24 protein-coding genes are annotated in these 23,185 nt (G+C 63.7%); 11 read left to right on the forward strand and 13 right to left on the reverse strand.

The window, feature by feature from the left end; translation table 11 throughout:
* Window positions 1-293: 293 nt before the first annotated feature.
* From ABEA12_RS05275 to catA, 6 genes are all read left to right on the forward strand, one after another.
* Entirely contained in the window at window positions 294-584 is a 291-nt protein-coding gene (locus ABEA12_RS05275; RefSeq protein WP_210099571.1) for a hypothetical protein, read from the forward strand.
* Between the two features lie 45 nt (window positions 585-629).
* Window positions 630-1,265 (forward strand): phosphoribosylanthranilate isomerase, encoded by a 636-nt coding sequence (locus tag ABEA12_RS05280; protein WP_210099572.1) that lies wholly within the window; start codon window positions 630-632, stop codon window positions 1,263-1,265.
* A gap of 118 nt (window positions 1,266-1,383) precedes the next feature.
* The gene (locus tag ABEA12_RS05285) at window positions 1,384-2,286 is read left to right on the forward strand and encodes a LysR substrate-binding domain-containing protein (protein WP_345466815.1); all 903 of its coding nucleotides are present in this window, start codon (window positions 1,384-1,386) and stop codon (window positions 2,284-2,286) included.
* Window positions 2,283-3,383: an enolase C-terminal domain-like protein gene (locus tag ABEA12_RS05290; RefSeq protein ID WP_210099573.1), complete on the forward strand. Its 1,101-nt coding sequence runs from the start codon at window positions 2,283-2,285 to the stop codon at window positions 3,381-3,383. Before ABEA12_RS05285 ends, ABEA12_RS05290 begins: the two co-directional genes overlap by 4 nt.
* A gap of 31 nt (window positions 3,384-3,414) precedes the next feature.
* Window positions 3,415-3,693, forward strand: coding sequence for a muconolactone Delta-isomerase (catC, locus tag ABEA12_RS05295; RefSeq protein WP_210099574.1), 279 nt, complete (start codon window positions 3,415-3,417; stop codon window positions 3,691-3,693).
* A 249-nt stretch (window positions 3,694-3,942) separates the two neighbouring features.
* Window positions 3,943-4,797 (forward strand): catechol 1,2-dioxygenase, encoded by an 855-nt coding sequence (gene catA / locus ABEA12_RS05300; RefSeq protein ID WP_210099575.1) that lies wholly within the window; start codon window positions 3,943-3,945, stop codon window positions 4,795-4,797.
* Between the two features lie 122 nt (window positions 4,798-4,919).
* Here catA and ABEA12_RS18770 read toward each other — a convergent pair whose 3' ends face one another.
* From ABEA12_RS18770 to ABEA12_RS05340, 8 genes are all read right to left on the reverse strand, one after another.
* Window positions 4,920-5,360, reverse strand: a complete 441-nt coding sequence (locus ABEA12_RS18770) for an alpha/beta fold hydrolase (protein WP_486348717.1) — start codon at window positions 5,358-5,360, stop codon at window positions 4,920-4,922.
* Window positions 5,357-5,578, reverse strand: coding sequence for an alpha/beta fold hydrolase (locus ABEA12_RS05310; RefSeq protein ID WP_345466823.1), 222 nt, complete (start codon window positions 5,576-5,578; stop codon window positions 5,357-5,359). The genes ABEA12_RS18770 and ABEA12_RS05310 overlap by 4 nt, the downstream gene beginning before the upstream one ends.
* 228 nt (window positions 5,579-5,806) lie before the next feature.
* Window positions 5,807-6,301 carry a PGPGW domain-containing protein gene (locus tag ABEA12_RS05315; RefSeq protein WP_345466826.1) on the reverse strand — a complete coding sequence of 165 codons (495 nt, stop codon included), beginning with the start codon at window positions 6,299-6,301 and terminating at the stop codon, window positions 5,807-5,809.
* Between the two features lie 193 nt (window positions 6,302-6,494).
* Entirely contained in the window at window positions 6,495-8,138 is a 1,644-nt protein-coding gene (locus ABEA12_RS05320; protein ID WP_210099576.1) for a dipeptide ABC transporter ATP-binding protein, read from the reverse strand.
* Window positions 8,135-8,995, reverse strand: a complete 861-nt coding sequence (locus tag ABEA12_RS05325; protein WP_210099577.1) for an ABC transporter permease — start codon at window positions 8,993-8,995, stop codon at window positions 8,135-8,137. Before ABEA12_RS05325 ends, ABEA12_RS05320 begins: the two co-directional genes overlap by 4 nt.
* Window positions 8,992-9,969 carry an ABC transporter permease gene (locus ABEA12_RS05330; RefSeq protein ID WP_210099578.1) on the reverse strand — a complete coding sequence of 326 codons (978 nt, stop codon included), beginning with the start codon at window positions 9,967-9,969 and terminating at the stop codon, window positions 8,992-8,994. Before ABEA12_RS05330 ends, ABEA12_RS05325 begins: the two co-directional genes overlap by 4 nt.
* Window positions 9,970-9,997: 28 nt before the next feature.
* Window positions 9,998-11,662: an ABC transporter substrate-binding protein gene (locus ABEA12_RS05335; protein WP_210099579.1), complete on the reverse strand. Its 1,665-nt coding sequence runs from the start codon at window positions 11,660-11,662 to the stop codon at window positions 9,998-10,000.
* Between the two features lie 251 nt (window positions 11,663-11,913).
* Window positions 11,914-12,522, reverse strand: coding sequence for an NAD(P)-dependent oxidoreductase (locus tag ABEA12_RS05340; protein ID WP_210099580.1), 609 nt, complete (start codon window positions 12,520-12,522; stop codon window positions 11,914-11,916).
* Window positions 12,523-13,046: 524 nt separating this feature from the next.
* Here ABEA12_RS05340 and ABEA12_RS05345 point away from each other — a divergent pair.
* Both ABEA12_RS05345 and ABEA12_RS05350 read left to right on the forward strand, forming a co-directional pair.
* A complete protein-coding gene (locus ABEA12_RS05345; protein WP_210099581.1) occupies window positions 13,047-13,499 on the forward strand; it encodes a DUF4383 domain-containing protein in 453 nt (150 codons plus the stop codon).
* Window positions 13,500-13,719: 220 nt separating this feature from the next.
* Window positions 13,720-15,186, forward strand: a complete 1,467-nt coding sequence (locus ABEA12_RS05350; RefSeq protein ID WP_210099582.1) for an L-lactate permease — start codon at window positions 13,720-13,722, stop codon at window positions 15,184-15,186.
* A 19-nt stretch (window positions 15,187-15,205) separates the two neighbouring features.
* Here the strand turns inward: ABEA12_RS05350 and ABEA12_RS05355 are convergent, their stop codons facing one another.
* From ABEA12_RS05355 to ABEA12_RS05375, 5 genes are all read right to left on the reverse strand, one after another.
* Complete coding sequence (locus tag ABEA12_RS05355; RefSeq protein WP_210102425.1) at window positions 15,206-15,502, reverse strand: DUF503 domain-containing protein; 297 nt, start codon at window positions 15,500-15,502, stop codon at window positions 15,206-15,208.
* A gap of 73 nt (window positions 15,503-15,575) precedes the next feature.
* Window positions 15,576-16,307 carry a potassium channel family protein gene (locus ABEA12_RS05360; RefSeq protein ID WP_210099583.1) on the reverse strand — a complete coding sequence of 244 codons (732 nt, stop codon included), beginning with the start codon at window positions 16,305-16,307 and terminating at the stop codon, window positions 15,576-15,578.
* Window positions 16,308-16,453: 146 nt separating this feature from the next.
* Window positions 16,454-17,731, reverse strand: coding sequence for an aminotransferase-like domain-containing protein (locus ABEA12_RS05365; RefSeq protein ID WP_210099584.1), 1,278 nt, complete (start codon window positions 17,729-17,731; stop codon window positions 16,454-16,456).
* A 44-nt stretch (window positions 17,732-17,775) separates the two neighbouring features.
* Window positions 17,776-18,426 (reverse strand): GerMN domain-containing protein, encoded by a 651-nt coding sequence (locus tag ABEA12_RS05370; RefSeq protein ID WP_210099585.1) that lies wholly within the window; start codon window positions 18,424-18,426, stop codon window positions 17,776-17,778.
* 263 nt (window positions 18,427-18,689) lie between these two features.
* Window positions 18,690-19,091, reverse strand: coding sequence for a helix-turn-helix domain-containing protein (locus ABEA12_RS05375; protein WP_210099586.1), 402 nt, complete (start codon window positions 19,089-19,091; stop codon window positions 18,690-18,692).
* Between the two features lie 657 nt (window positions 19,092-19,748).
* Here ABEA12_RS05375 and ABEA12_RS05380 point away from each other — a divergent pair.
* The 3 genes from ABEA12_RS05380 to ABEA12_RS05390 all read left to right on the forward strand — a co-directional run bounded on the left by ABEA12_RS05380 (window position 19,749) and on the right by ABEA12_RS05390 (window position 23,086).
* Window positions 19,749-20,126, forward strand: coding sequence for a hypothetical protein (locus tag ABEA12_RS05380; protein ID WP_210099587.1), 378 nt, complete (start codon window positions 19,749-19,751; stop codon window positions 20,124-20,126).
* A gap of 481 nt (window positions 20,127-20,607) precedes the next feature.
* Window positions 20,608-21,783: an NAD(P)-dependent malic enzyme gene (locus ABEA12_RS05385; protein WP_210099588.1), complete on the forward strand. Its 1,176-nt coding sequence runs from the start codon at window positions 20,608-20,610 to the stop codon at window positions 21,781-21,783.
* Between the two features lie 457 nt (window positions 21,784-22,240).
* Window positions 22,241-23,086 carry an HpcH/HpaI aldolase/citrate lyase family protein gene (locus ABEA12_RS05390; RefSeq protein WP_210099589.1) on the forward strand — a complete coding sequence of 282 codons (846 nt, stop codon included), beginning with the start codon at window positions 22,241-22,243 and terminating at the stop codon, window positions 23,084-23,086.
* Window positions 23,087-23,185 lie beyond the last annotated feature (99 nt).

Raw genomic sequence — 23,185 nt, forward strand, 5'->3', positions numbered from 1 at the left:
ACTGGCAGCGATGGCCCTGATGGCGATACGGACACCGCCGGCTGGAAGAGCTTCAGCACCAATGGCCTGAGTTTCAAGCACCCGGCCGACTGGGAAATCAAGGCCCATCCCTGCCATGGATGCAGGCAGAGGGAAGAGTGCCACACCACATGTGGCATCCACATCCCAAGAGACCAAATGATTGCGCAATTCCGTGCGGATCCCAAGGACGACTCAGATCGCCACAAGGGACGTCACACCCGCACCATCCTGGAACGGACCCCGAAGGATTTTGGTTCAGCCAGCCCGCCGAGGTGGTCTTCGAACACATAGCCATCGACGTCACCGGCAAGAAACAGCAGCAAAAGGTCCTCCTGATGCTCAACGACACCGCATCGACCAACCGACGCCACGAACGCCCCATGTGGAGCGTCTTTTATTCGCGTGATGACTTCACCAGCCGCATGATCAGCACCGAGGCCTTCCCCAAGATGCTTGGATACGACCAGGACCACGTGAGCCTCGAAGATGCCAGAAAGATCATGCAGAGCAACGAATACCGCCAGCTGCGCACGCTGATGCCCAGCGAGCGCACGGACAAGTAGCATTGGGAGGGGTAACTACCTCTCGGGAGATAAGGGAAACGATTTATGGACGGGCTGTACGTGAAGATCTGTGGGCTCAGCGCGCCAGAGACCCTGGCAGCGGCCGTTGATGCCGGCGCCAATGCCGTCGGCTTCGTCTTTGCCCCCGGCAGCCCGCGCACCGTTGCCCCCGAGCTGGCCAAGGCCCTGGTGGCCAACGTGCCGGCACGGGTGGAAACCGTCGGTGTCTTTCGCAACCAGCCCCTTGAGACGGTCATTGACATGGCCCGCCGGTCCGGGGTGGGGACGGTGCAGTTCCATGGCGATGAGCCCTACTCCGATGTCGAGGCCCTGCACGCCGAGGGATTCAAGTCCTTGCGGGCCTTCTCGCTCGAGGGGTACCGGGCACTGGCGGAATCGGAGCGGGTTCGGTGGGAGTTGGAACGGATCCTGCTTGATGCCATTGAACCGGGAGCCGGGCTCACCTTCGACACCTCGGAGTTGTTGGCTTCCCCGCCGACCGGCCCCTGGATATTGGCCGGAGGCCTGAACCCGGTCAACGTTGGCGGCCTCGTCCATAGACTGGCACCGGCCGGGGTTGATGTCTCGTCGGGTGTCGAGTCCAGCCGTGGCACCAAGGACGTCGGCCTGATCCGGGAGTTCGTTGCCGCTGCTCGCTCGGAGCCCAACACGCACGTTTAGGCGTTCCGAACAGTGATATCCCCAGGCTCTGAATCGATCCGAAACATGTATTTCCCATAAGTAATCTTTTCGTCCTAATCTGGTCAGTGGAGCACGTTGGTGCCCATGGAACGGAAGGGTGGACGATGTGGAAGTGCGTCAGATGCGGTACTTCATTGCGGTGGCCGAGGAGAAGCACTTTGGCCGCGCTGCGCAGCGACTGCACATGGCACAGCCGCCGCTATCCCAGCAGATCAAGCAACTTGAAGAACAGCTGGGCACCCAACTACTGATCCGAACCACCCGCAAGGTCGACCTCACCGCTGCCGGTGAACTGCTCCTGGGGCGGGCCCGGTTGCTTTTGGCCGAGATCGACAAACTCGCGCAGGATGTCAAGCTCGTGGGGCAGGGGGCCAGCGGAGTGCTCCGCGTCGGATTCTCCGGCACTGCGACCTACCGGCTGATGCCCACCATCGTGCAAGCGGCCCGGCGCCACATGCCGGGGCTGCGACTGAACGTACAAGGTGAAATGCTCACCCCGGAAATGGAAAACGCACTTGAGGAGCAGCGTGTGGACGTCGCCGTATTGCGTCCGCCGATCCGTTCGAACCAATTGAGCCTGAAGTTCTTGGAGAAGGACGAATTGATCCTCGCCTTGCCCGAAGACCACGAGCTGGCTTCCTGCGGGCTGCTGGATCTCGCCGAGCTGGCCCAGGAACCCTTTATTGCCTACCCGTTGTCCTCGGCGGTGAACGTCATCTCCACCGACGCCTGCCGCCAGGTCGGTTTCAGCCCGCGGATCGTCCAGGAAGCCAAGGAGACATCGACCCTGCTCTCCTTCGTTGCCGCGGGGATGGGTGTCGCGCTGGTCCCGACCGCCCGTAGCATGTTCGCGCTGCAGGGCATCGTTTTCCACCAGCTGCGCAATGCCCCGGAAGTCGACCTTGCCGTGGCCTGGAAGTCAGGCAACGAGACGGTACTGCTGCGAAAGTTCCTGGCCCTCTTTGACACTCCAGCCTCCACGGAAGGAAACCCGGCGTGAAGATCCAACGCATCGAAGCGATCCCCTATTCGATTCCATATTCCCACCCGCTCAAGTTCGCCAGCGGGGAAGTCGCAGACGCCGAACATGTGCTGGTGCGCATCCATTGCGACGACGGGCTGCTCGGGGAGGCCGACGCGCCTCCCCGTCCCTACACCTATGGCGAGACACAGGACTCGATCACCACGATCATCGAGAAGGTCTTCGCGCCGCAATTGATCGGGCTCGATCCCTTCGACCGCGGCAAAGTCCACGAGGTGATGGGGCGGACCGTCAACAACCAGGTGGCCAAGGGAGCCGTCGACATCTCCTTGTGGGATCTGCTGGGCAAGGCATTGGGAACCCCCGTTCACAAACTACTGGGCGGATACACGGACTCCATGCGGGTGAGCCACATGCTGGGCTTTCGTCCGGCGCAGGAACTGCTCGACGAGGCGTTGCGGTTCGGCCAGGAGTACGGGATCACCACCTTCAAGCTGAAGGTGGGGCGCCGCCCGCTGGGCCTGGACATCGAAGCATGCCATGTCTTGCGCAACGGACTTGGACCGGAGGTGGAGCTCTATCTGGATGCCAACCGCGGCTGGAGCGCCAACGAGGCCATGGAGGTCCTGCGCCGCACCGAAGGGCTGGGGCTGACCATGCTCGAAGAGCCTTGCGACGCGAAGGAGGCCATGAGCCGGCGCCGGCTGGTGGAGAAGTCGCCGATCCCCATCGTGGGCGACGAATCGGTGCCCACTGCAGGGGACGTTTCACGTGAATTGCTCTCCGGGGGATCGAACGCGATCTGCATCAAGACCGCCCGTAGCGGATTCACCGAAGCCCAACAGATCCTGGGGCTGTGCACCGGCCTCGGAGTGGATGTCACGATGGGAAACCAGATCGACACCCAGGTCGGTTCGCTGGCCACCGTGTCCTTCGGTGCGGCCCACGAGGCCACCACCCGCCGGGCAGGGGAGCTCTCCAACTTCCTGGACATGTCCGATGACCTGCTGGCCGATCCCATCACCATCAGCGCAGGCAGGATCTCGGTGCGCGACATCCCGGGAGTCGGTGCGGGCATCGATGAAGACAAGCTCGCCCGGTACCGGCAGAACTAAACCGTAAGACACCACCAATCCAGGAGGATACATGTTGTTCCTTGCCCGCATGGACGTAGCTTTTCCGGCACATCTGACCAAAGAGCAGATCGATGACTTTCAGGTCCGGGAGAAGGAATACTCCGGCCAACTGCAAAACAGCGGCAAGATGGCAGGTATCTGGCGCATCGTTGGGGAGTATGCCAACCACTCGCTGTTTGACGTTGACTCGAACGACGAGCTGCACGCGATACTCAGCGGCTTTCCGATGTACCCGTACATGAGTATCAAGGTCACGCCGCTGGCAAAACACCCGAACTCCATCCGCTGAGTAGCTCCCCGTTCGAGGCACCTTGAAGGCGCGCAACGTGGAACGGGTGTGCACACAGTGCGTGGCTGCTTCACGGACCTGACATCGACCAAGACGCAGGGCGTCTCAATGGGTGTAAAAGAAGTATTTCCCTCCTTCCAATAACCCACATAGATTGGATGCATAGAGCAGCACCGTGATGACGATCACGCAAATTGTGGTCCGACATCCGATGAAAGATCCCTCCAGCAGGAGAACGAAGGAGCACCCATGACCACCGAGACCGCAGGCAGTGCCGCAGCATCAGGCAACGCAGCCACCGACCGCTTCCGCCAGTCCGGGAAGAAAAGCACCGTCGCGGCCGACGCGGAGCGGATCGATCGCCTTGCCAGCAAGCTGATCAAGGCAGCCAACGACATCGTGCTTGAAGAGCGTGTGAGCTACGAGGAGTTCAATGCCTTAAAGGCCTGGCTGATCAAGGTCGGCGAAGACGGGGAATGGCCGTTGTTCCTCGATGTCTGGGTGGAGCACTCCGTCGAGGATGTTGCCACCGACCACCGCGAAGGAAACAAGGGCTCCATCGAAGGGCCGTACTACACTCCCGATGCCCCGGAGCAGGCCTCACCGGCCACCATCTCGATGCGCGAGGATGAAAGCGGAACCCCGCTGCTGTTCCAGGGCCAGGTCCGCAGCACCGACGGCGCCGCGCTGTCCAACGCCAAGGTTGAGCTGTGGCACGCCGACGAGGCCGGTTTCTACTCGCAGTTCGCTCCGGGCATCCCCGAGTGGAACCTTCGCGGCACGTTCATCGCCGATGATGAGGGCAACTTCAAGATCCAGACGATGCAGCCGGCCCCGTACCAGATCCCGACCGACGGCGCCTGTGGCCAACTGATCGCCGCCGCCGGATGGCACGCCTGGCGCCCGGCCCACCTGCACCTGAAGGTTTCGGCCCCGGGCCATGAACTGCTCACCGCGCAGCTGTACTTCCCGGGCGACGAGCACAACGACGACGACATCGCCACCGCCGTGAAGCCCGAGCTGCTGCTGGATATCCAGCCGGCCGCCGAGGGCAACGGGGTGCAGACCACCTACGATTTCATGCTCGATCCCGTAGCCAAGTAGGTCGTCCTCGCGGCGGGGTCCCTGGATTCTCATCCGGGGACCCCGCCGTTATTGTGACAGCAGACCGGCCGCTGCATTGCCGCCAAGAGACTCCGGCCCTTGGCGGTAATCGATGCAGTGACTCAGTGGAGTGCACCAAGAAACGCCGTCGTATGCTGTGCCACGCGTTCCGGGTATTCCCACAGAACCAAGTGTCCGGCGTCCGGGTAGACCTTCAGCTTCGCCCCGGCGATGCGCCCTGCCAGTGTTTCCTGTTCCTTGATCGAAAACGCTCCGTCACGGGCGCCCCACAAAAGCAGGGTGGGGGAATCGATGGTTCCGGACTCGGTCGGGGGCGGGGCCGTGCACAGGCCGTTGAAAATGGCCTTGCAGGCGTGTGCCGGCATTGCAGCGCCCTCCCGCACCCGGTCATCGAAGAACCATCCGGGAACCCTATGTGCCAAGGGAAAGCCGGAAAGAAAATTCCTGACCCATTCTTCTGTTACGGGATCGGTGAGACGGTGGATCACCTCGGCGAATTCAGATCGGCCGTGCAGGCTCAAGGGCGTGCCCACCAGTATCATGCTGCTACGTGGCCCGGATGGTCGGCAGCCAATTGTTGCCCGTCGTAGCCACCGCTGGAGGAACCAAGCACGAATGCCCTGGATACCTCCAACGCGTCCAGTATTGCGGCGGCATCGCCAGCCTGCCCCTTCAAGGAATATCCGTCCAGGGGTTTGTCCGCGTTTCCCTGCCCACGGAGGTCCGGCGCGTAGACCCGGAAGCCTGGAACGCGGGGCACCAGACGATCAAAGCGACGATGGGACTCGCCCCAGGGATGCAACAACAAAAGCGGCGGCGCATCCGCCTCTCCGTGCACCAAGCAAGGCACTTGGGTGCCCGTGGCGAGCCGCAAGTTCCGGATCCCGGTTTCCATGGACCCAGACTACCGCCGGCTACGGTATCGGAGGGTCTCGAAGGGGAGCCCTGTCCGTGCCGTGGCAGAGCAGCTGGCCCGGGACCGTCATGTTCACGGCGTCCGGGCCGGGGATACAGCGACGTCATCGAAGACCTTGTGGCCACGGAAACGGTGGAAGCTATAGACGATCAAGCCGATTGCCAAGGCGCCGGAGGAAATCAACGTGACCCCGGTTCCCCATCCGCCCGGCAGCCACCAACGGCTCGAAATCGGCCACCACGCCGGTTCGGGAAATCCGATGCCCCAGAGGATGCCGATGCTAGACACGGCCAGCGCGCCGAGAGTGCTCAGCGCGATCCGTGGCCAGGTTTGCACTCCCTTGGCGGCGAGATGGAAGGCCCTGGACTTCACCGGCCGCAGGATCCGCTTGGCCCATTTGTACTGCATCGAGAGCAGTGCGAATCCCGCGACAAGGAACAGCAGGCCGGGACCGGGAAGAATCAAGGCAGCTACGCCCAACGTGATGAGCAACCAGCCGCTCAGCTCAGTGGCCCAGCGCTTGACCAAGGGCAGGAAGCTTCGCCGCGGTTGCGCTAAATGAGACAACGTGCCTCCCCTCCATGGGGTTCGAGGATTGGGACCTGGGTGAAACGCAGAACAACGAGAACTGCACAATCGGACAACGCCGGCGACGTTGCCTTCAGCTCCCAGTATGGTTGTCGATGAAGCCCGATGTCCATGCGGTGCGCGGCCAGCACCGGGCCTTGGGCATCAGCGGCAATCAATGCGGCTATCGTGCTCAGCTCCCAGTTGAAAGCCGCGGTGCCGCGGCAAGCAGGGCGCGGGTGTACGGGTGCACCGGTGCGCTGAACACGGACTCGGTGGGGCCCGACTCAACGATCTGCCCTGCTTGCATCACCAGTACCGAATCGCTCATGTGCCTGATCACGGAGAGGTCGTGGGAGATCAACAGATAGCTCAATCCCAGCTGCTGCTGCAGCCGGTCCAGCAAATCGAGCACCTGAGCCTGGACGGAAACATCAAGGGCGGAGACCGGCTCGTCGCAGATCAGCACCCGTGGATTCGGGGCCAGCGCCCGGGCAATCGCCAGGCGCTGGCGCTGGCCTCCCGAGAGTGTCACCGGGTTCCGGTTTGCCAACCCGGCATCTAGGCCCACCAGCGAAAGCAGCTCGGTGATCCGCGCGGAATGCTTGCTCGCAGAACGGGTTGCCCCGAAACTCAGGGCATCGGCCAGTAACGCGCCGGCGGACAATCGTGGGTCGAACGAGGAAAGCGGGTCCTGGTAGATGGCGCCCAGTTCGCGCCGGCGGGTGCGCCGCTGGGACTCGGACACCTGGCTCCATGGCTCGCCAAGGAACTGGACACTTCCGGCATCCGGGTTCAGCAGGCCCAGTGCCATGCGTGCCGTGGTGGTCTTCCCGGAACCGGATTCGCCCACGACACCAAGGGTGCGTCCCGGGTGCAGCTCGAAGTCGACGTCTTTCACTGCCTGGAAGTCGTTGCCCCCGGGAACCGGGAAGCGCTTGGACAGCGAGCGGGCTTCAAGCACCGGAACCCCGGAGGCCTCCACTCCGGAAATCGCCGGGATGCCATGTTGCTCCGCAGCCGCCGATGCGGGGGACAACGGTGCGAAGCGAGGCTTGCCGGCCGGCACCGCGGCCAGCAGTGCACGCGTGTAGGGATGCTGCGGATCGGTGAGGAGCTGCGCGGTCGGCCCGGATTCAACAATGCGTCCGCCCTGCATCACGGCAATGGAATCGGCGACCTTGGCCACCGTGGCCAGATCGTGGCTGATCAGCAACATGCCGGAGCCCGCGGCCCGCAGCCGCCCCAGCAGGTCCAACACTTGGGCGGCGATCGTGGCATCCAGTGCGGTCGTCGGCTCGTCGGCAATGAGCAGTGCCGGGTCCATCGCTATGGCCGAGGCGATCAGCGCGCGCTGGCGCATGCCCCCGGAGAGCTCGCCCGAGCGTTGGGCGGCACGACGGGCCGGCTCATCCAACCCCACGGACTCCAGCAACCGCAGAACCCGGGCCGCCCGCGCCGCGCCGGAGCCTGTGCCGTGCAGGCGCAGCGCGTCATCGATCTCCTTGCCGATCTTGCGCAGCGGATCCAACGAGGTCAGGGCATCTTGCAGGATGAAGCCGACGGACTTGCCGCGCACCTTGCGCCAGGTGTTCGCCGAGAAGGATCGGGCATCGACACCGGAGATCTCCAGCGCGTCGGCACGCACGAGGGCGCCGCGGCCGGCCAACCCGATCAGCGAGCGCGCGGTCACCGACTTGCCCGAGCCCGATTCACCCACCAACGCCAGCGCCTGGCCGGGGTCCACCGTGAAGGAGACATTCTCCAGCACCCGAGTGGACCCGAAGGAAACAGTGAGGTTCTGAACCCGCAACACCGGGGATTGGCTTGGCCTCATCGTGCGCCTGCGGTTTTCAGGGCGCGTGAGAGCACGGTGGAGGCAGCGGCGACCAGCACGATGGCCAGGCCGGGGAAGAACGTCATCCACCAGGCCAGCGCGAGGTAGGTGCGTCCTGCCGAGAGCATCGCACCCCACTCGGGGGCCGGGGGCGGAGCGCCAAGTCCCAGGAAACTCAGCGAAGCGGCCCAGACCACCGCCTGGCCCAGACCCAGGGTGCCCAGCACCGCCAGCGGGGCCAGGGCATTGGGCAAGATGTGGGTTCGAAGTATCCCGGCGCGGCTGCGCCCCAGCACCGTGGCGGCCTCGACCATGGGCGAGGTGCGCAGCGCGATGATCTGCGCGCGGATCATCCGCGCATATCCGGGCGCGGTGGTCAGCCCCACGGCAACCACCGTGGTCCCCACACCCGGACCGGCAAGCGCAATGAACACCAACGCCAGCAGCAGCCCTGGCAGGGCAAAGAGCACTTCAAGGACGCGTCCTACCCCGAAGTCCAGCCACTTGCCGCCAAAACCGGCAACGGTGCCCAGCACCAGGGCCAGTCCCAGGCCTATCACCGTGGCGGCGGCGCCGATCAGCAACGAGGGGCGGGCACCGTGGATGATGCGCGAGTAGATGTCCCGCCCGGATTCGTCGGTGCCCAGCAGGTGGCCCGGCCCGGGGGCACAGAAAGCATCGGCGGGGTTGATGGCCAACGGGTCGAAGGGTGCCAGCAGGCCCGGGGTGATCGCCGCCAGGATGAAGAAGGCAAGTACCGCAGCGGAGAGCAGCAAGGGGAGGCGGGCGGTGATCCGGGCGGCATGTTGGACAAGCACCAGGTCCCCGGTCGTGCGGGAATTGTCGGGGACGCTCATGAGCCTGCCATCCTGGGGTCGGCCAGCTTCTCGGCGATATCCGAAAAGGCCATGATCACCACGTAGGCGGCGGCGGAAAGCAGTGCCACGCCGGTGACCAGCGGAATGTCGCGGGCGGAGACCGCCGAGAGCAGCGAACGCCCCAGCCCTGGCCTGGCGAAAATGGATTCGACAACGACGGCACCGGAGAGCAACGAACCAAACGCCCAGCCGGAGAGTGCGATGCCGGGAAGTGCCGCATGGCGGATCGAATGGCGCAGCAGCACCCCGGTCTCGGATTCGCCCCGGGCCCGGGCAGAGAGCGCAAAGGAGGAATGGTGGGCATCGTCCATGGTGTCGCGCATGACCTGGCCCAGGAATCCAGCCAGCGGCAGGGCCAAAGTGGCCACCGGCATCACCAGGCCTGCGGCGGAGCTGGTGCTCACCGGCGGCAGCCACCCCAAGGTGGTGGCAAAGAGCATGATCATCACGCTGGCCAGCCAGAAGTGCGGCACGGCGGCCGAGACGATTTCCAGCCCGGATGCGAGCACGGCGCCCAGTGCACCGCTGCGTGTGGAGAGCACTGCAAGAACCAGTGCCAGCACCCAGGCGACAAGCAGCGCCAAAACGGCCAGGGTGAGCGTCGGTGGAACCAGCTCGCGAAGGACCTCGGCAACCGGGGACTTCAGTGAGTACGAGGTGCCTAGGTCCCCGGTGGCCAGGCGCCACAGCTGGGAGAAATACTGCACGGCCAAGGGCTGGTCAAGTCCGTACTCGGTGCGTGCCAAAGCCAGTGCCTCGGCGGAGGCCTGCGAGCCGGGCCCGCCCATGATCGCCTCGGCAGGATCCCCGGGAATCATCCGGATGCCGAAGAAGATCGCGGTGGCCACGGCCCAGAGCACGAAGATCCCACCGCCGATCTTGCCCAGCATCCACCAGACGGCGCCCGGAAGAATCCGCGTGCGCCGCCTGGTGGATGGCCTGCCGGGGCTCATCGGCCAACTGCCAGTTGTTCGATGCCGCCTACTTCGCCAGCCAGGCGTCGATGAACGTCGGGGTGGCAACCGCGGTGGTGGCGCCGACGTTCTTCAAGTTCGTCGAGTAGAGGAAGTGGTTCTGCTGGTCGTAGAGCGGGAGCACGTAATGGCCCTCGAGCACCAGCTTCTGGGCCTGGGCGTAGAGGTCCTTGCGCTCGTCGGGATCATTGGTGGAACCCGCGGTCTCCAGCAGCTCATCCAGTGCCGGGTCCTTGACCTGGGCGTGGTTGGCGAAGTAGCCCGAGGGCGCCGGGATGGTGGAATCCGAGTGGAAGAGCACGCTCAGGGTGCTGGGTCCGACCTTGGTGTACGGGGCGGAGACGATGTCGTAGTCGTTCTTGCCCAACTCGCCGTACCAGCTGGAGAGATCAAGCAGGTTGATCTTGATCTCGATCCCCGATTCCTTGGCCGTGGCCTGCAGCTGTTCAAAGAGCGACTGCTCGGCGGGGACCGACTGGCTGGTGCTCACCGGGAAGGCGAGCGAGAGGCGCTTGTTATCCTTCACGCGGTAGCCCTCGGAATCGCGTTCGCTCCACCCTGCCTCATCGAGCAGTTCGGCGGCCTTGGCCGGGTCAAAGGAGAAGAGCGACTCGGCGGAGTATCCCAGTGGTTCCACGGATGAAAGCGCGGAGTGGGAGCGCGGGGCGGTGCCGAAGAAGAGCGAGTCGATGCCTGCGTCCACGTTCACCGCGTGGATGAAAGCCTCCCGGACCAATTCGTCGTTGAAGGGTGCCTTGGAGGAGTTCAGTTCTATCCGGTTGGAAGCCCCGGGACGCGGTGCGTCAAGGTGCTCGATCTCTGGGTCCTTGGCCGCGGCGGCGATGGTGTCGGGCTGGGCATTGTCGATGACCTGCACCTCGCCGGCTTGCAGTGCGGCGTAGCGGGTGGCCGCCTCGGGGATGAAGCGCCAAGTGATGGCCTCCAGGTGTGCGGGGTCCTCGTTGCCTTCAAGGGCAACGGGGCGGACATAGTCCTCGTTGCGGACCAGGTTCACCGCTTCCTGCTTCTGCCAGGATTCGACCTTGAACGGACCGGTACCCACGGGTGCGGCGCAGTTCTCGGCCTGGCTGCGTTTCAGTGCCTCGGGGGACTCGATGGCAACCCACGGCATGGAGAAGGACTCCAGCAAGGAATTGTCCGGGGTCTTGAGCTTCAGTTCGAGGGTGGTCTCATCCACGGCCTTCATCGAATCGATCTTGCCCAGGGCCAGGTAGCCGGTGGATGAGGCCGTCTCGGGATCAAGCAGGTGCTCGAAGTTCACCTTGACGGATTCGGCGGTCAGCGTGGTGCCGTCGGTGAAGGAGATGCCCTCACGGATCTTCACGGTGCGGGTCAACCCGTCATCGGAGACGGTGGATTCCTCTGCTAGCCAGGGGATCAGCTTGCCATCAGCGTCCTTGGTGTACAGGGACTCCAGGTACTGCGAGGAGACCAGGGCCTGCGGGTAGTTGCCGCCCACGTGCGGGTCCAGGCAGGCAGGCTCGGCGTCGCCCGAGGCATAGACCAGGGTTCCTCCGTCGACCGGGGTCTGAGCCTCGGTGCCGGACTCGGCGGCCTGGTCTGCTGGCGTGCAACCAGTGAGCACCAGTGCCGCGGCCATGACCGTGAGTGCCGGGAACAGGCCAGTGGCCAAGGGGCGAGGGTTTCTCATGTAGCTGCTTCCTGCGAACCGTTGAAGATGAAGTGGAATCGGGTGCGGGCCGCTCTTCCGCCGCACCGGAGATGGCTCTGGAGCGGCGGCTTTGCACCGCCATCAATCTTAGTGTCAGCGGTGTGCCCGGACGGGTGAGTGTGGTCGAGGTCATAGCCCCGTTAGGCGATTGTTACCGGAAGCGGCAACGGCACGCAGGTGGGGTGGGACCGGGATGCCCGGTCCCACCCCACCCGTTGTCTCGACAGCGGCTATGCGCTGGCGACGGTGAAGCGGCGGTGAGGGTGCTCGGGCACCTCTAGCTCATCGAGCACGGCAACGGCGAAGTCGCCCGTGGTGACCTTCTGGCCCGCGGGGGAGTCATTGCCCAAGGCGATCGAGCCGGTGGGCTCACCGAGGGTGATCACCGGGGCCGGGGCAAGCATCGTCCAGTCCAGGCCGGAAGCCGAGGTGTAGAAGTCCAGGACCTTGCCCATGGTGCGGGCCTCGGCAAGGTTCTCCTTTGGGAACCCGGGGATCTCGGAGAGGCGTACTCCATCGGCTTCGGTGGCACCGGCCCCACCTACGACGAACACGCGGGCCGGCACCAGCGTCTCGGAAATCTCTTCATGGGCGTCAAGGAACCCCTGGTGGGAATCCCCGGTGCGAGGCGGCGGCACCGAGAACACAACAACGTCGTTGGCGCGGGCCAGCGCGCGATAGGCATGCATGTCCCCGAACTCGGCCGTGGCACTTGATGTTGTGCCCTGCACCAGGCTTCCGCTGCGGGAAACCGAGGTGACCTCGTGGCCGCGCTTGGCGGCCTCGGCGGCAATCGGGCTACCGATCATTCCGGTGGCTCCGTATACGGCGATCTTCATTTGCTGGACTACTTTCGTCGGGTGGAGCGGGATGCGGCAAACCGATGTTCGGTTGGTGATCCACGGTAGCCAAGCAACCAGCGCGGCTCAAATGGACCGGCAGTCCACGGTGGATGTCGGGATCGCGAGGATCAAGGTGTTGATCCGGGGAGGCTTCCCACGCCAGATCGAGTAACGGTCTGCCGCACGGGACCAACGCGCCTGGGCTTTCGGGCGTCGGGGCATGGCCACGTGGTTTCGCGGATTGACTACATACACCGGGGGAGCGCCGCACCTCAAGAATCTCACCTTGGCATTGTGCACCGTAGAACATGACGGATTGTTGAAGGCCACCGTCCGCTTCGGGGCTCCGGGGGACTCGCAGCGGCGGGCAGCCAAGCGGGATCCGCACCAAGGATTTCGAGGGACGCCGGCCAAGAAGTTCGGATTTGCGGGGTCGCAGGCAATCCGCCGACGCGAGGGCACCGAATCCTTGGTATCAACAACGCATCGGCGTTGAACTCGCATAAAACTAGGAGACTCTCATGGCCACGACACACATCACCACTACACGGTCCCTGCTTCAATATGTGGCACTGGCCGTTGGCGCGGTTTTCCTGCTCGTTGGCATCCTCGGGTTCGTCCCGGGCATCACGAGCAACACCGAAATGCTCGGCATGGCGGGACACCACTCCGGGGCGATGCTGCTGGGGATCTTCCAGGTCTCCGTGCTGCACAACGTTGTGCATCTTCTCTTCGGGGTCCTTGGCCTGAGCCTGTGGCGCAACGCGAAGATGGCCAAGGGTTTCTTGGTCATCGGTGGGATCGTCTACCTGGTCCTGGGTTTCTACGGTGTCTTCGTCGATCAGGCCAGCGCGGCAAACTTTGTCCCGGTGAACATGGCTGACAACATCCTGCACTTCGGACTGGGAATCGGCATGGCAGGACTCGGACTCTTCCTGGGCCGGGTTACCGCCCCTGCACGGCGCGTTGCCTAAAGTCCTTTCCGCTCCCCACCAAGGATCAAATGCCCGGTCCCCCTTGCCGCGCTTCACCCAGTGAAGACGCTGCAAGGGGGACCGGGCAGCTGTTTTCCGATGGCTTCCGGGAGATGAAACCTACTCGTCGTTTCCCGCTCACACCCGGTATTCTCAAGCGCAGCATAATACGCCGCGCGCGGCTATCGACGCGGTCTCCCGAGCGAAGGAACCACCAAGCATGCTGGCATTGGCTGCTGCCGCCCCCATAGTGGTGGCCATGGGGTTGTTCCTTGCCCGAAGGAAGGCCGTCACGATGGCCGTGTACTCGCTGTTTACCGGAGTGCTCTCGGCGCTTGTCTTCTTCCCCACCTCGATGGACGAACTTGCCGGTGCCGGGGCGATGTTCGGTCCCACCGTCATCGAGGTGCTGCTGATCCTCTTTGCCGGAGTGTTGCTTTCGCGCATCACCACAGAAACCGGTGCAATGGATAGGATTTCCCGATGGCTGCGCCAAAGCGCCTCGAACCAGCAGGCGGGAACCGTGCTGGTGGTTTTCGGACTGGTCCCGTTCGCTGAATCGGTGACCGGGTTCGGCATCGGCGTCACTGTGGGTGTGCCGTTGTTGCTGCAGCTGGGGCATTCGGTGAGGCACTCGGCGTTGCTAAGCCTGTTGGGATTGGTTGCGGTCCCATGGGGCGCACTGGGCCCGGGCACCTTGGTGGCCGCGGACCTTGCAGGGCTCACGCTTTTGGACGTGGGCGTCCGCTCCGCCCTGATGACATTGCCGGTGGTCCTCGGTTCGGCGATCACCACTTGGCTCGTGCTGCGCGCCGAGTCGCCGAATCCCGGGCGGCTGCTGGGGCACCTGCTGGGTGCCGCGGTCTTGCTCAACGCCGGGATCCTGGCCGCCAACCTGGTGATGGGGACCCCTCCGGCCGGAATCGTCGGCTCACTGTTGGTCTTGGCCGTGCACCTGCTGACCTTCAGGATCGGCGGAACACTCGCGCCGGCGGGGCGTGCGACATGGCTGGCCTTGCTTCCCTACGGTGTGCTCACCGTCGGGTTGCTCGCCGCCCGGGCCCTGACCTCGTCCATGGATTCCCCGCTGCTTCAACGAACGCTGACCAGTGGTGGGGTGTGGCTCATCGTCGCCTGCCTTGTAGCGCAATACGCCTCCGCCTCACTTGGCGGCAGTGGGAAGACGTTGCGCACCCGGGCATTACTGGCCTACCGCAGCTGGATTCCGGTGGGCGTGGCTACCGGCGGGTTCACGATCCTCGGGGCACTGCTTGCGGCCACCGGGATGGGCGAGGAACTAGGTTCGGCGCTCGCCGGGATCGGTGCTGGCTACCTGGTGCTCGGTCCTTTCATCAACGGTGTGGCCGGGTTCGTTTCCGGATCCAACACCGCAGCGAACTCCATGCTTGCTGCCACCCAGGCGCAGGCGGCCACGGCCATGGGGTCCTCGGTCCTGCAGCTCGTGGCGGTTTCCAACGTCACCGCCTCGATGGCCACGATGCTCGCGCCTTCCAGGATCCTGCTGGCCTATGAAATGGCCATCATTCCCGTTTCCGCGGCGACCGCGGGGCTGCCTGACTCGCCACCGAGTGAACGCGAGGTCACCGCATGGATTGGGCCGCGGCTGGCGATCCTGCTACTTGTTGTCTGTTCCGTGCTGGGCCTTGTCACCTGGTTGATCCACTAAGCCCGAACACCGTGTGCGGCTATTGGTCCTCGGAGGAATGCATCCTGCGGCGCGCGCTGAGCAGTTCCACCTCGGGGCGTTGGGCGATAAGGCGTTCCACGGCGTCAAGGACCTTGACGAGCTGGGCTGCATCCGTGGCCACCAGCCCCGCAGCCAACCCCGCACGCCGGTGGAGGTCCTGGTTGCTGGTCTCTGCGGCCGAAACCTCGAAGCGGCGCCGCAGCTCGGCCAGGATCGGGCGCACGACGGCGCGTTTTTCCTTGAGCGAGTGAACCTCGCCGAGCAATAAGTCGAACTCGATCCATCCAAACCACATGGCTACATCATGGCCCATGTACCCTAGGTCCATCCAGGGTGCTGGGACTGGACAGCGGTAAGGAGGTGCCGGCCTAACGACTTTCGGACCCGGCGTCCTGCGGGGCACGACGGGAAAGTTCGGTGCGCAGCTGTGCGATTTCAAGCCGCAGCGCCTCGACATGGTCCGCCGTCACGGCCGTTTTGGATTGTTCCTGCTCGGATACCTTGTCCACAAGCCAGCTGGCCAGTGTCGCCGTGACGATCCCGAGCAAGGTGATGCCACCGATCATGAGCCCTACGGCGATGACCCGGCCAGTGGCCGTGACCGGCGACATGTCACCGTACCCAACGGTGGTGATGGTGGTGAACGCCCACCAGAGTGCATCTCCGAACGATCCGATGGTGGCGTCGGGGGCCATTCGCTCCGCGTCGTACATGGCCAAGGCCGCTATATAGACAAGGAGGACCGAGGCGGAGACGACATAGGTAACCACGCGTCCACGCAGGGCGTTGCCCGCGACCCTTTGCATGACGCTCAGCAGTGTCACCAAGCGAAGCAGCCTTAGGGGCCTTAGCGCCGGAAGCGCAACGATCGCCAAGTCAGGAAGATGCCGGAAGAACCAGGAAGCCCGTTTTGGTGCCAAGACCAGGGAAACCAGGTATTCAACAGCAAAAACGGCCCACGTGATGACCACGATCACTTTCGCGAAACCGTTGATCGCCGGGCCAGGAGTCAGGACCTGCAGCGAATATGCGAAGAGAAAGAGGATTGAGGCAATCATCAATGGCCATTCGGATATTCGTTCCCAGCGCTCTAAAGTCATCGTCCAATCGTAGCCATAGTTGTTTGGCCGGCTTCAACGAAATCAGGGGCAAGCGCCCCGGGAGCAGGCTCGCTGAGCCTGTTTTCAACCGGGATTCCGGGGCTGGGCGCACGCTCACGTTCCCGGCGACGTCGCCCGCATGCCCCCTACCGCACACCGTTTTCGGCGATGGCCCTGGCGAGCACCGGGGCCAGGCGCTTGACGCCCTCACGGATCTTTTCTTCGGGAACCGCACTGAACGCCAGTCGCAGCTGGTTGCTGGGCGCATCGGACGGACTGAAGGCTGCGCCGGGAATGAAGACCACCCCTGCCTCGATGCCCTTGGCCAGCAATTCGTAGGTGTCGATTCCCTCGGGAAGGGTGACCCAGATGAAGAATCCGCCCTCCGGACGGGTGTAGCTCACCGTTTCGGGCATGAATTCATCGAGGGCCTCGAGCATCGCGGAGCAACGGGCGGCGTAGAGCTCCCGGTAGGTCTGGATCTGTCCGCGCCAGTCGTGGCCCTTGAGGTACTTGCTGATCAACATCTGGTTGAACGTTGCCGGGCAGAGCGTCACGGCCTCGGCAGCCAGATAGAAGCGCCGGTACATATGGGTCGGGACTACGGCCCAGCCGATGCGCAGGCCAGGGGCCAGGATCTTGGAGAAGGAACCCATGTAGATAACGTGGTCCGGATAGTCGGCGCGCAACGGCTTGATATGTTCCCCGGTGTAGCGCAGCATCCCGTAGGGATTGTCTTCGAGGATGAGGATGTTCTCGGCCACGCAGATCTCCGCGATCTCCGACCGGCGCTCGGCAGCCAGCGTGATGCCCGAGGGGTTGTTGAAGTTGGGGATCGTGTAGAGGAACTTGATCCGGGCGCCGTCCGCGCGAAGCTCGGAGATGCGCTGGCCCAGGGCTGCGGGGATCAGCCCGTGCTCGTCGGTGGCGATCGGCTCGGTGCGCACCTGGTAGGCCTCGAAGGTGTTCAGTGCACCCACATAGGTGGGGTCCTCACATAAAACAGTGTCCCCGGGGTTGCAGAAAACCTTGCAGGCAACATCCTGTGCGGCTTGTGACCCGGTGGTGATGACAATGTTATCCGGATCGACCCCGGTGATCCCTTCTTCCGCCATCACCTCGCAGATCTGTGCCCGAAGCTCCTGCGTGCCCGCTCCGCTGCCGTACTGCAGGGCGGTCATCCCCTCGTTCGTGATCAGTTCGGAGGCCATCGCCGCAAGCTTGTCCAGCGGAAGGGACTGCAGGTAGGGATTCCCTCCGGCCAGCGAGACCAGCGACGGGTCGAGGGAAAGCTCGAAGACGTCACGGACGGCGGACTGCTTGATGTGCGCCGCCCGCTCGGAGAAGAGCGATTCGTGCGCCGCAGCGCGTTCGAAGGCGATTTCGGTTTCACTGCCCGTAGCGGGTCCTGTTATTGAGCTCACACCGGCACTTTATCAACACTTGTTGCCTACCAGTCAACAACGGACTACTTCCGGCTGAGGTATTTGTTGACCTCGATGCCGTTGATCAGCACCTTTGCCTCCCCTGTTCCTGCGGCAACCATCGCGGTGTAGGTCAGCTGTGCAACGATCCGCGGATCGTCGCAGACACCGCCGGAGGCCAGGTCCCCGGTGAGTTCCACGGTCACCGTGTCCCCGTCCACGGAGGAGGAAACGAACTCGAGGTGCGCGTCGGAAAGCGTATTGACCAGGCCGGACTGGCCGTGCCTTGCGTCCCGGTCGGTGATCAGGTCGCTCATCGCAGCCTCAGCCTGACTGGCGTAGATAACCGGGGGCGTTCCGGTGGCCACAATGCTGTCACCGCAGCCGATCATCGGGCCCGATTGCCCCTTGTCGTTCAGCGCCACGTAGAAGATGGTCAACGGGGATGTCGTGGTCGAGGTCTGCGGGGCCAACGGAGAAGGGCCGGGTGCCGAGGTGCCGCTTGGGGTCGGCGGGGCGCTCGTTGGAAGATCCGTCACGGTGGCGGCGGACGTGGTCGCCGCAGCGCCCGTCCCGCATCCCGCGGTCGTGACCGGCGCCTGGGCCGGGCCGCCAACGCAACCACCTAGCGTGAATGCCAAGCCGAACGCGGCAAGCGCCAAGAGTGAACGAGACGGTGCTGGGCTTCCCAACATGCTCTCCCGCTTTCCTCCGTGAGCGAAGTTGCTACTGATTCGAGACTACGAGCCTGGCGCATGCCGAAACCAGCACGGAGGCATTGCGTTTCGGTTTAGGATCGGGCGGGGCATCGAGCGGATGGGTCGTTGGCCGGGCGCGAGCGGGCCCGGTCTGGGTGTCAGGCACCTGGGCCCGAACCAGCTGGCCTGCAGTCCGACGGTATTTCCTTGTTCATGAAGCGTAGAGATCGAGTGGGGTGGCTTCCGGAGGCTGCCCGGAACTATCCGGCGGTGCCCTCCGGGCTTTCCGCCCGGGTATCGAGCCAGGCCTGGACCGAGGCCGGACGGATCCTGCGGTGGGTTCCGCGGTACTCCACGGGAATGGTTCCGGAGTCGGTGAGTTTGCGCAGGTAGCTAGCCGAGATCCCGGCCATTGCCGCAGCCTGCGAGGTGTTCAACAACGACTCGACGGTGCTCACGCTCACCTCGTCCCCGAGGGACATGCGGTGCAGTACTTCAATGAGGGCGGCATGCGCCCCCTCGGGCAACTGCAGGGTGGTGCCGTTGACGAAGATCGTGGTGTCGGCGGATTCCTCCAGGGCGGTGGCGAGCCGCTCCGCGGCCTTCTTCTCAAGGGCGGGGAAGGACCTGACCTTGCTCAATGACGGTGTTGGAGAGGACATGGTTCCATCATGCCCGATGTAGCGCAAAAGAGGGGGGGGCGGCGGCCTCCGGTGGCCAGACTCAGGCCACGAAGCTGCGAGGGGATGTTGGCGCTGTTCATGGAAAGACATCGCCATGCCTTGAGCCTGCGCGCCGCCCGAAAAAAGGAGAACACTTCCACAATGCTGCCGGTGGCTTGCCACGCGCAGAACGCGAGCTTGCGAAGACGGAAACAGCATGCGAATTTATGGTCGTATCGCCCGTGCAGCGGGGCGTTCGCGCTTCGTAGCCCACCCTCTCGGTGAGCCCGGCGTTGCCGTATACGGTGCGTCGTTCTTCAGCTGGGCCAATCGATTGATGCTGTCACTGTGGGACCCAACCCCGCCGCGCAGGGCCAGCGGACCAGAACCACCGGCGCAAGGCTTCCTTGCGCCTTGGGACGATGGTTCGTTGTTTAGAGTTGCCGTGATTCAGGCCCACCCTCGGGCCACGGGTAGTCAACCGCTGGCGATGGCCCGGTAGCGGTTGATGGATACGATTGATGCAGCTCCTTGCTTCGGAAACTGCAGGGAAAACACATGCTTGGCCCTCTCCCGCCATTCGAGCGCCATTAGTCCAGACAAGGAGTCCCGATGGAGCCCAGGTCTCGTGCAGCTGTTCGCAAGGCATGGGTGAAAGTGGGACTCATGCTCGCATTTCCAGTGCTTTTCCTGGTGTGGGTCATCGTTGTTGTCCCGGCTACGGCGATCTACGACAGATCCCACCAGGTGTTTATTGAATGTACCGTTCAGTCCGCCCGCCTCTACGAGGGGTCAAAGCGGTATGTTCCATTCCGGGTCATCATTGAAACTGAAGATTGTGGCCCTATCTCCGTTGCCAGGGGAGTGACGGCCGAAAACCAACAGGAATTGGCCGATGATATTGAGCCGGGTCAGCGCTACGAATTCCGCGTCGGCAAGTTCGAGCGCGACTGGTGGGGTCCGCTGCGACACAAGACCGGTGCATCATTCAAGGCAGAGGCCTACTACAAGGTTGTGCCCGCGCCCGGGCAATAGCCAGGCGCTTCCATGTCAATCGTGGCTGGTCGTATTCGGTGCCGATCGGCTGTGGGTGAGCTTGGCCCGGTTCAACCGTCTGACTAAGCGACTGGTTTCCCGCCGCTTGAGCCGAGGATCCCATGGACGGCGGTTCGATCAACGAGTGACGGGTTGGTCGATTCAGCGGAGGCATGCCCAATGTTTCCGTGCCCGGCAACAAGGATGTTCTGTTGGCGTTTGGGCGTATATTTCGTGATGGTTGCGCCGAGCGGTGGCGATAATGCGGCCTAGTGCCGTATCCTGATGCCTACGGTCTAAAGAAAGTACTGACCAGTGCACCATCGCCGCAAGCCAACACCCCGGGCCGGCAAATGCACAGCGAGGCTAGGTAGTAGGCGTTCACCACTGCAACGTGGGTCCTGCGACGAACCTACGACATCCACGATCATGAGAATCGTTCCTCGCTTCGATACATTTCAGAACTTTCAAGGAGACAGCCATGTCCATCGACACCTCACTCGACGCCGCCGCAAACATCACCGAAACCGACATCTTCGACGCCCACCTCGGCGGTAAGCTCACCGTTAAGAGCACCATGCCGCTGACCAGCAAGCGCGATCTGTCCATCGCCTACACCCCGGGTGTCGCCCAGGTTTCCCGCGCGATCGCCGCCGATCCGGCGCTGGCAGCCAGCCATACCTGGGCCTCGCGCCTGGTCGTGGTGGTCTCCGACGGAACCGCGGTGCTCGGCTTGGGTGACATCGGGGCCGCGGCCTCGCTTCCGGTGATGGAAGGCAAGAGCGCTCTCTTCAGCGAATTCGCCGGACTGAACTCCATCCCGCTGGTGCTGAACACCACCAATGTCGACGAAATCGTCGAAACCCTGATCCGCCTTCGCCCCAGCTACGGGGCCGTGAACCTCGAGGACGTCTCTGCACCGCGCTGCTTCGAACTCGAGGCCCGCCTCATCGAGGCACTCGACTGCCCGGTCATGCACGATGACCAGCATGGCACCGCCGTGGTGGTGCTGGCCGCGCTGATCAATGCCGCCAAGGTCGCCGGAAAGGAACTGGGCCAGATGCGCGCAGTGCTTTCGGGAGCAGGCGCTGCGGGCATCGCGATCGCGCAGATCCTGATCAACGTCGGTGTGGGCGATGTGGTCATCGTCGATTCGCGTGGAATCATCCACCGCGATCGTGACGACCTCAACGCCGTCAAAGCCCAGTACGCGGCCATCACCAACAAGGACAACCTGATCGGCGGGATCCGTGAGGCCCTCGACGGGGCCGACGCGGTCATCGGGGTTTCCTCCTCCAAGTTCGTCGAAGAAGACCTGGCACAGATGAACGAAAACGCGGTGATCTTCGCGCTGTCCAACCCCGACCCGGAGGTCATGCCAGATGTCGCGCGCAAGTACGCGACGGTTGTTGCCACCGGACGCTCGGACTTCCCGAACCAGATCAACAACGTGCTGGCCTTCCCTGGCATCTTCCGCGGTGCCCTTGATGCCGGAGCCCGGCGGATCACCACGGAAATGAAACTGGCCGCAGCACATGCGATTGCCGAGCTGGTCCAGGACGAGCTCTCCAACGAGCACATCGTGCCCTCGCCGCTTGACCCACGCGTCATGCCCGCAGTCTCCGCAGCGGTCCAGTCAGCGGTCGTCGCGGAATAGCGTTCACGCAGCAAGAACTTCCGCAAGGAGGCGTTGGGCAGGTTTCCCTGTCATGCCGGAGCAGCCGCCCGGCGCCTCCTCTTTCTGAAGCCGGGCAACAAGGCAGTGGCGTAATCGATGGACCTGAAGAAGGCATGCGGCGGTTCCCGACGAATACGAACCAAGCTGTTCATCACCCCTGGCGTTTGCTCCAGCCATATCTCTGCGATGATCGTCATCAACGCGCTCCACTCCACCGCCCATAGTGTCCTTGGGACGTGGGGCAATCGTTTTCAAGACCTCGACGAGCGACAACTTTCCGTGCGCTCTCCTATGGGATCCAACCGGCCGATGGTGCCACGGGATGCTGCCTGTCGAAATGAAACAAACGAGGATTACCCGGTTGCTTTGCGACGCGGAGGCACACTGCGGCCTTCGCGTTTGGTACCTTGGCCCGCGAAGTCGGTAGGCTGGGTCCATGGCATTCCGTAATCGACGCGCAGCTAACCTTCCGGCAAAACTCTCACGCTCGTGGCTGCTAGTCAACGCAGCGAAGCCAGAGGCCTTCGGCCCGGCGCTTGCTTCCGAGGCGGACTCGGTCATTTTTGACATGGAAGCAGCGGTCCCGGACGACAAGAAGGATGCCGCCCGCGACGCCGTGGTCGAGGCACTGTCAACCGGGATGACGGCATGGGTGCGGGTGAACGGCATCGACACAGATTTCTGGGCCAAGGACCTTGCTGAACTTTCCAAGGCACCGGGCCTTCGTGGAGTCATGCTCGCCATGACCGAGGAGCCTGTGCAGGTCACCTACACGGCGATGCGCCTGAAGGCCGGCACTCCGGTGCTCGCCTTGGTTGAATCCGCGCTTGGCATCGAGAACGCCACGGCCATCGCTTCGGCCCCCGGTACCTTCCGCCTGGCTTTCGGAGTCAACGACTTCCGCAAGGACACCGGCGTTTCCGATGACCCGTTGGCCCTGGCCTATGCCCGCGGCAAGCTTGTTGTCGCCTCGCGCGTGGGCAAGTTGCCCGGCGCCATCGACGGACCTCCGGCGCCCGGTGCCGATGCCGCCGAGGTCCTTGCCGACTCCGCGGTCACCGCAACCATGGGCATGACCGGCAAGCTGGCGCTCTCTCCGACCCAGATCGACGAGATTAACCTGGGACTCTCGCCCAGCAACGACGAGCTGTCCTGGGCCCACGAATTGCTCGAGGCCCACGCCGCGGGTGCTTCGGTGGGCGACGGGTCCTACCTACCGCGTCTGGCACGTGCCCAGAAGATCGCCGACCTGGCCGATTCCTACGGACTGTGGAACGCCTAAATCTTCCTGCGGCCCCATGGGCTGCCCGGGGCCGATAACCGGCGCATTGCTGCGCCCGGGTGTCGGCCCTTTCTTGTGCCCTATCCCGCTGGGCAAACA

The sequence above is a fragment of the Paeniglutamicibacter antarcticus genome, assembly GCF_039544305.1.
GTDB classification, from domain to species: domain Bacteria; phylum Actinomycetota; class Actinomycetes; order Actinomycetales; family Micrococcaceae; genus Paeniglutamicibacter; species Paeniglutamicibacter antarcticus_C.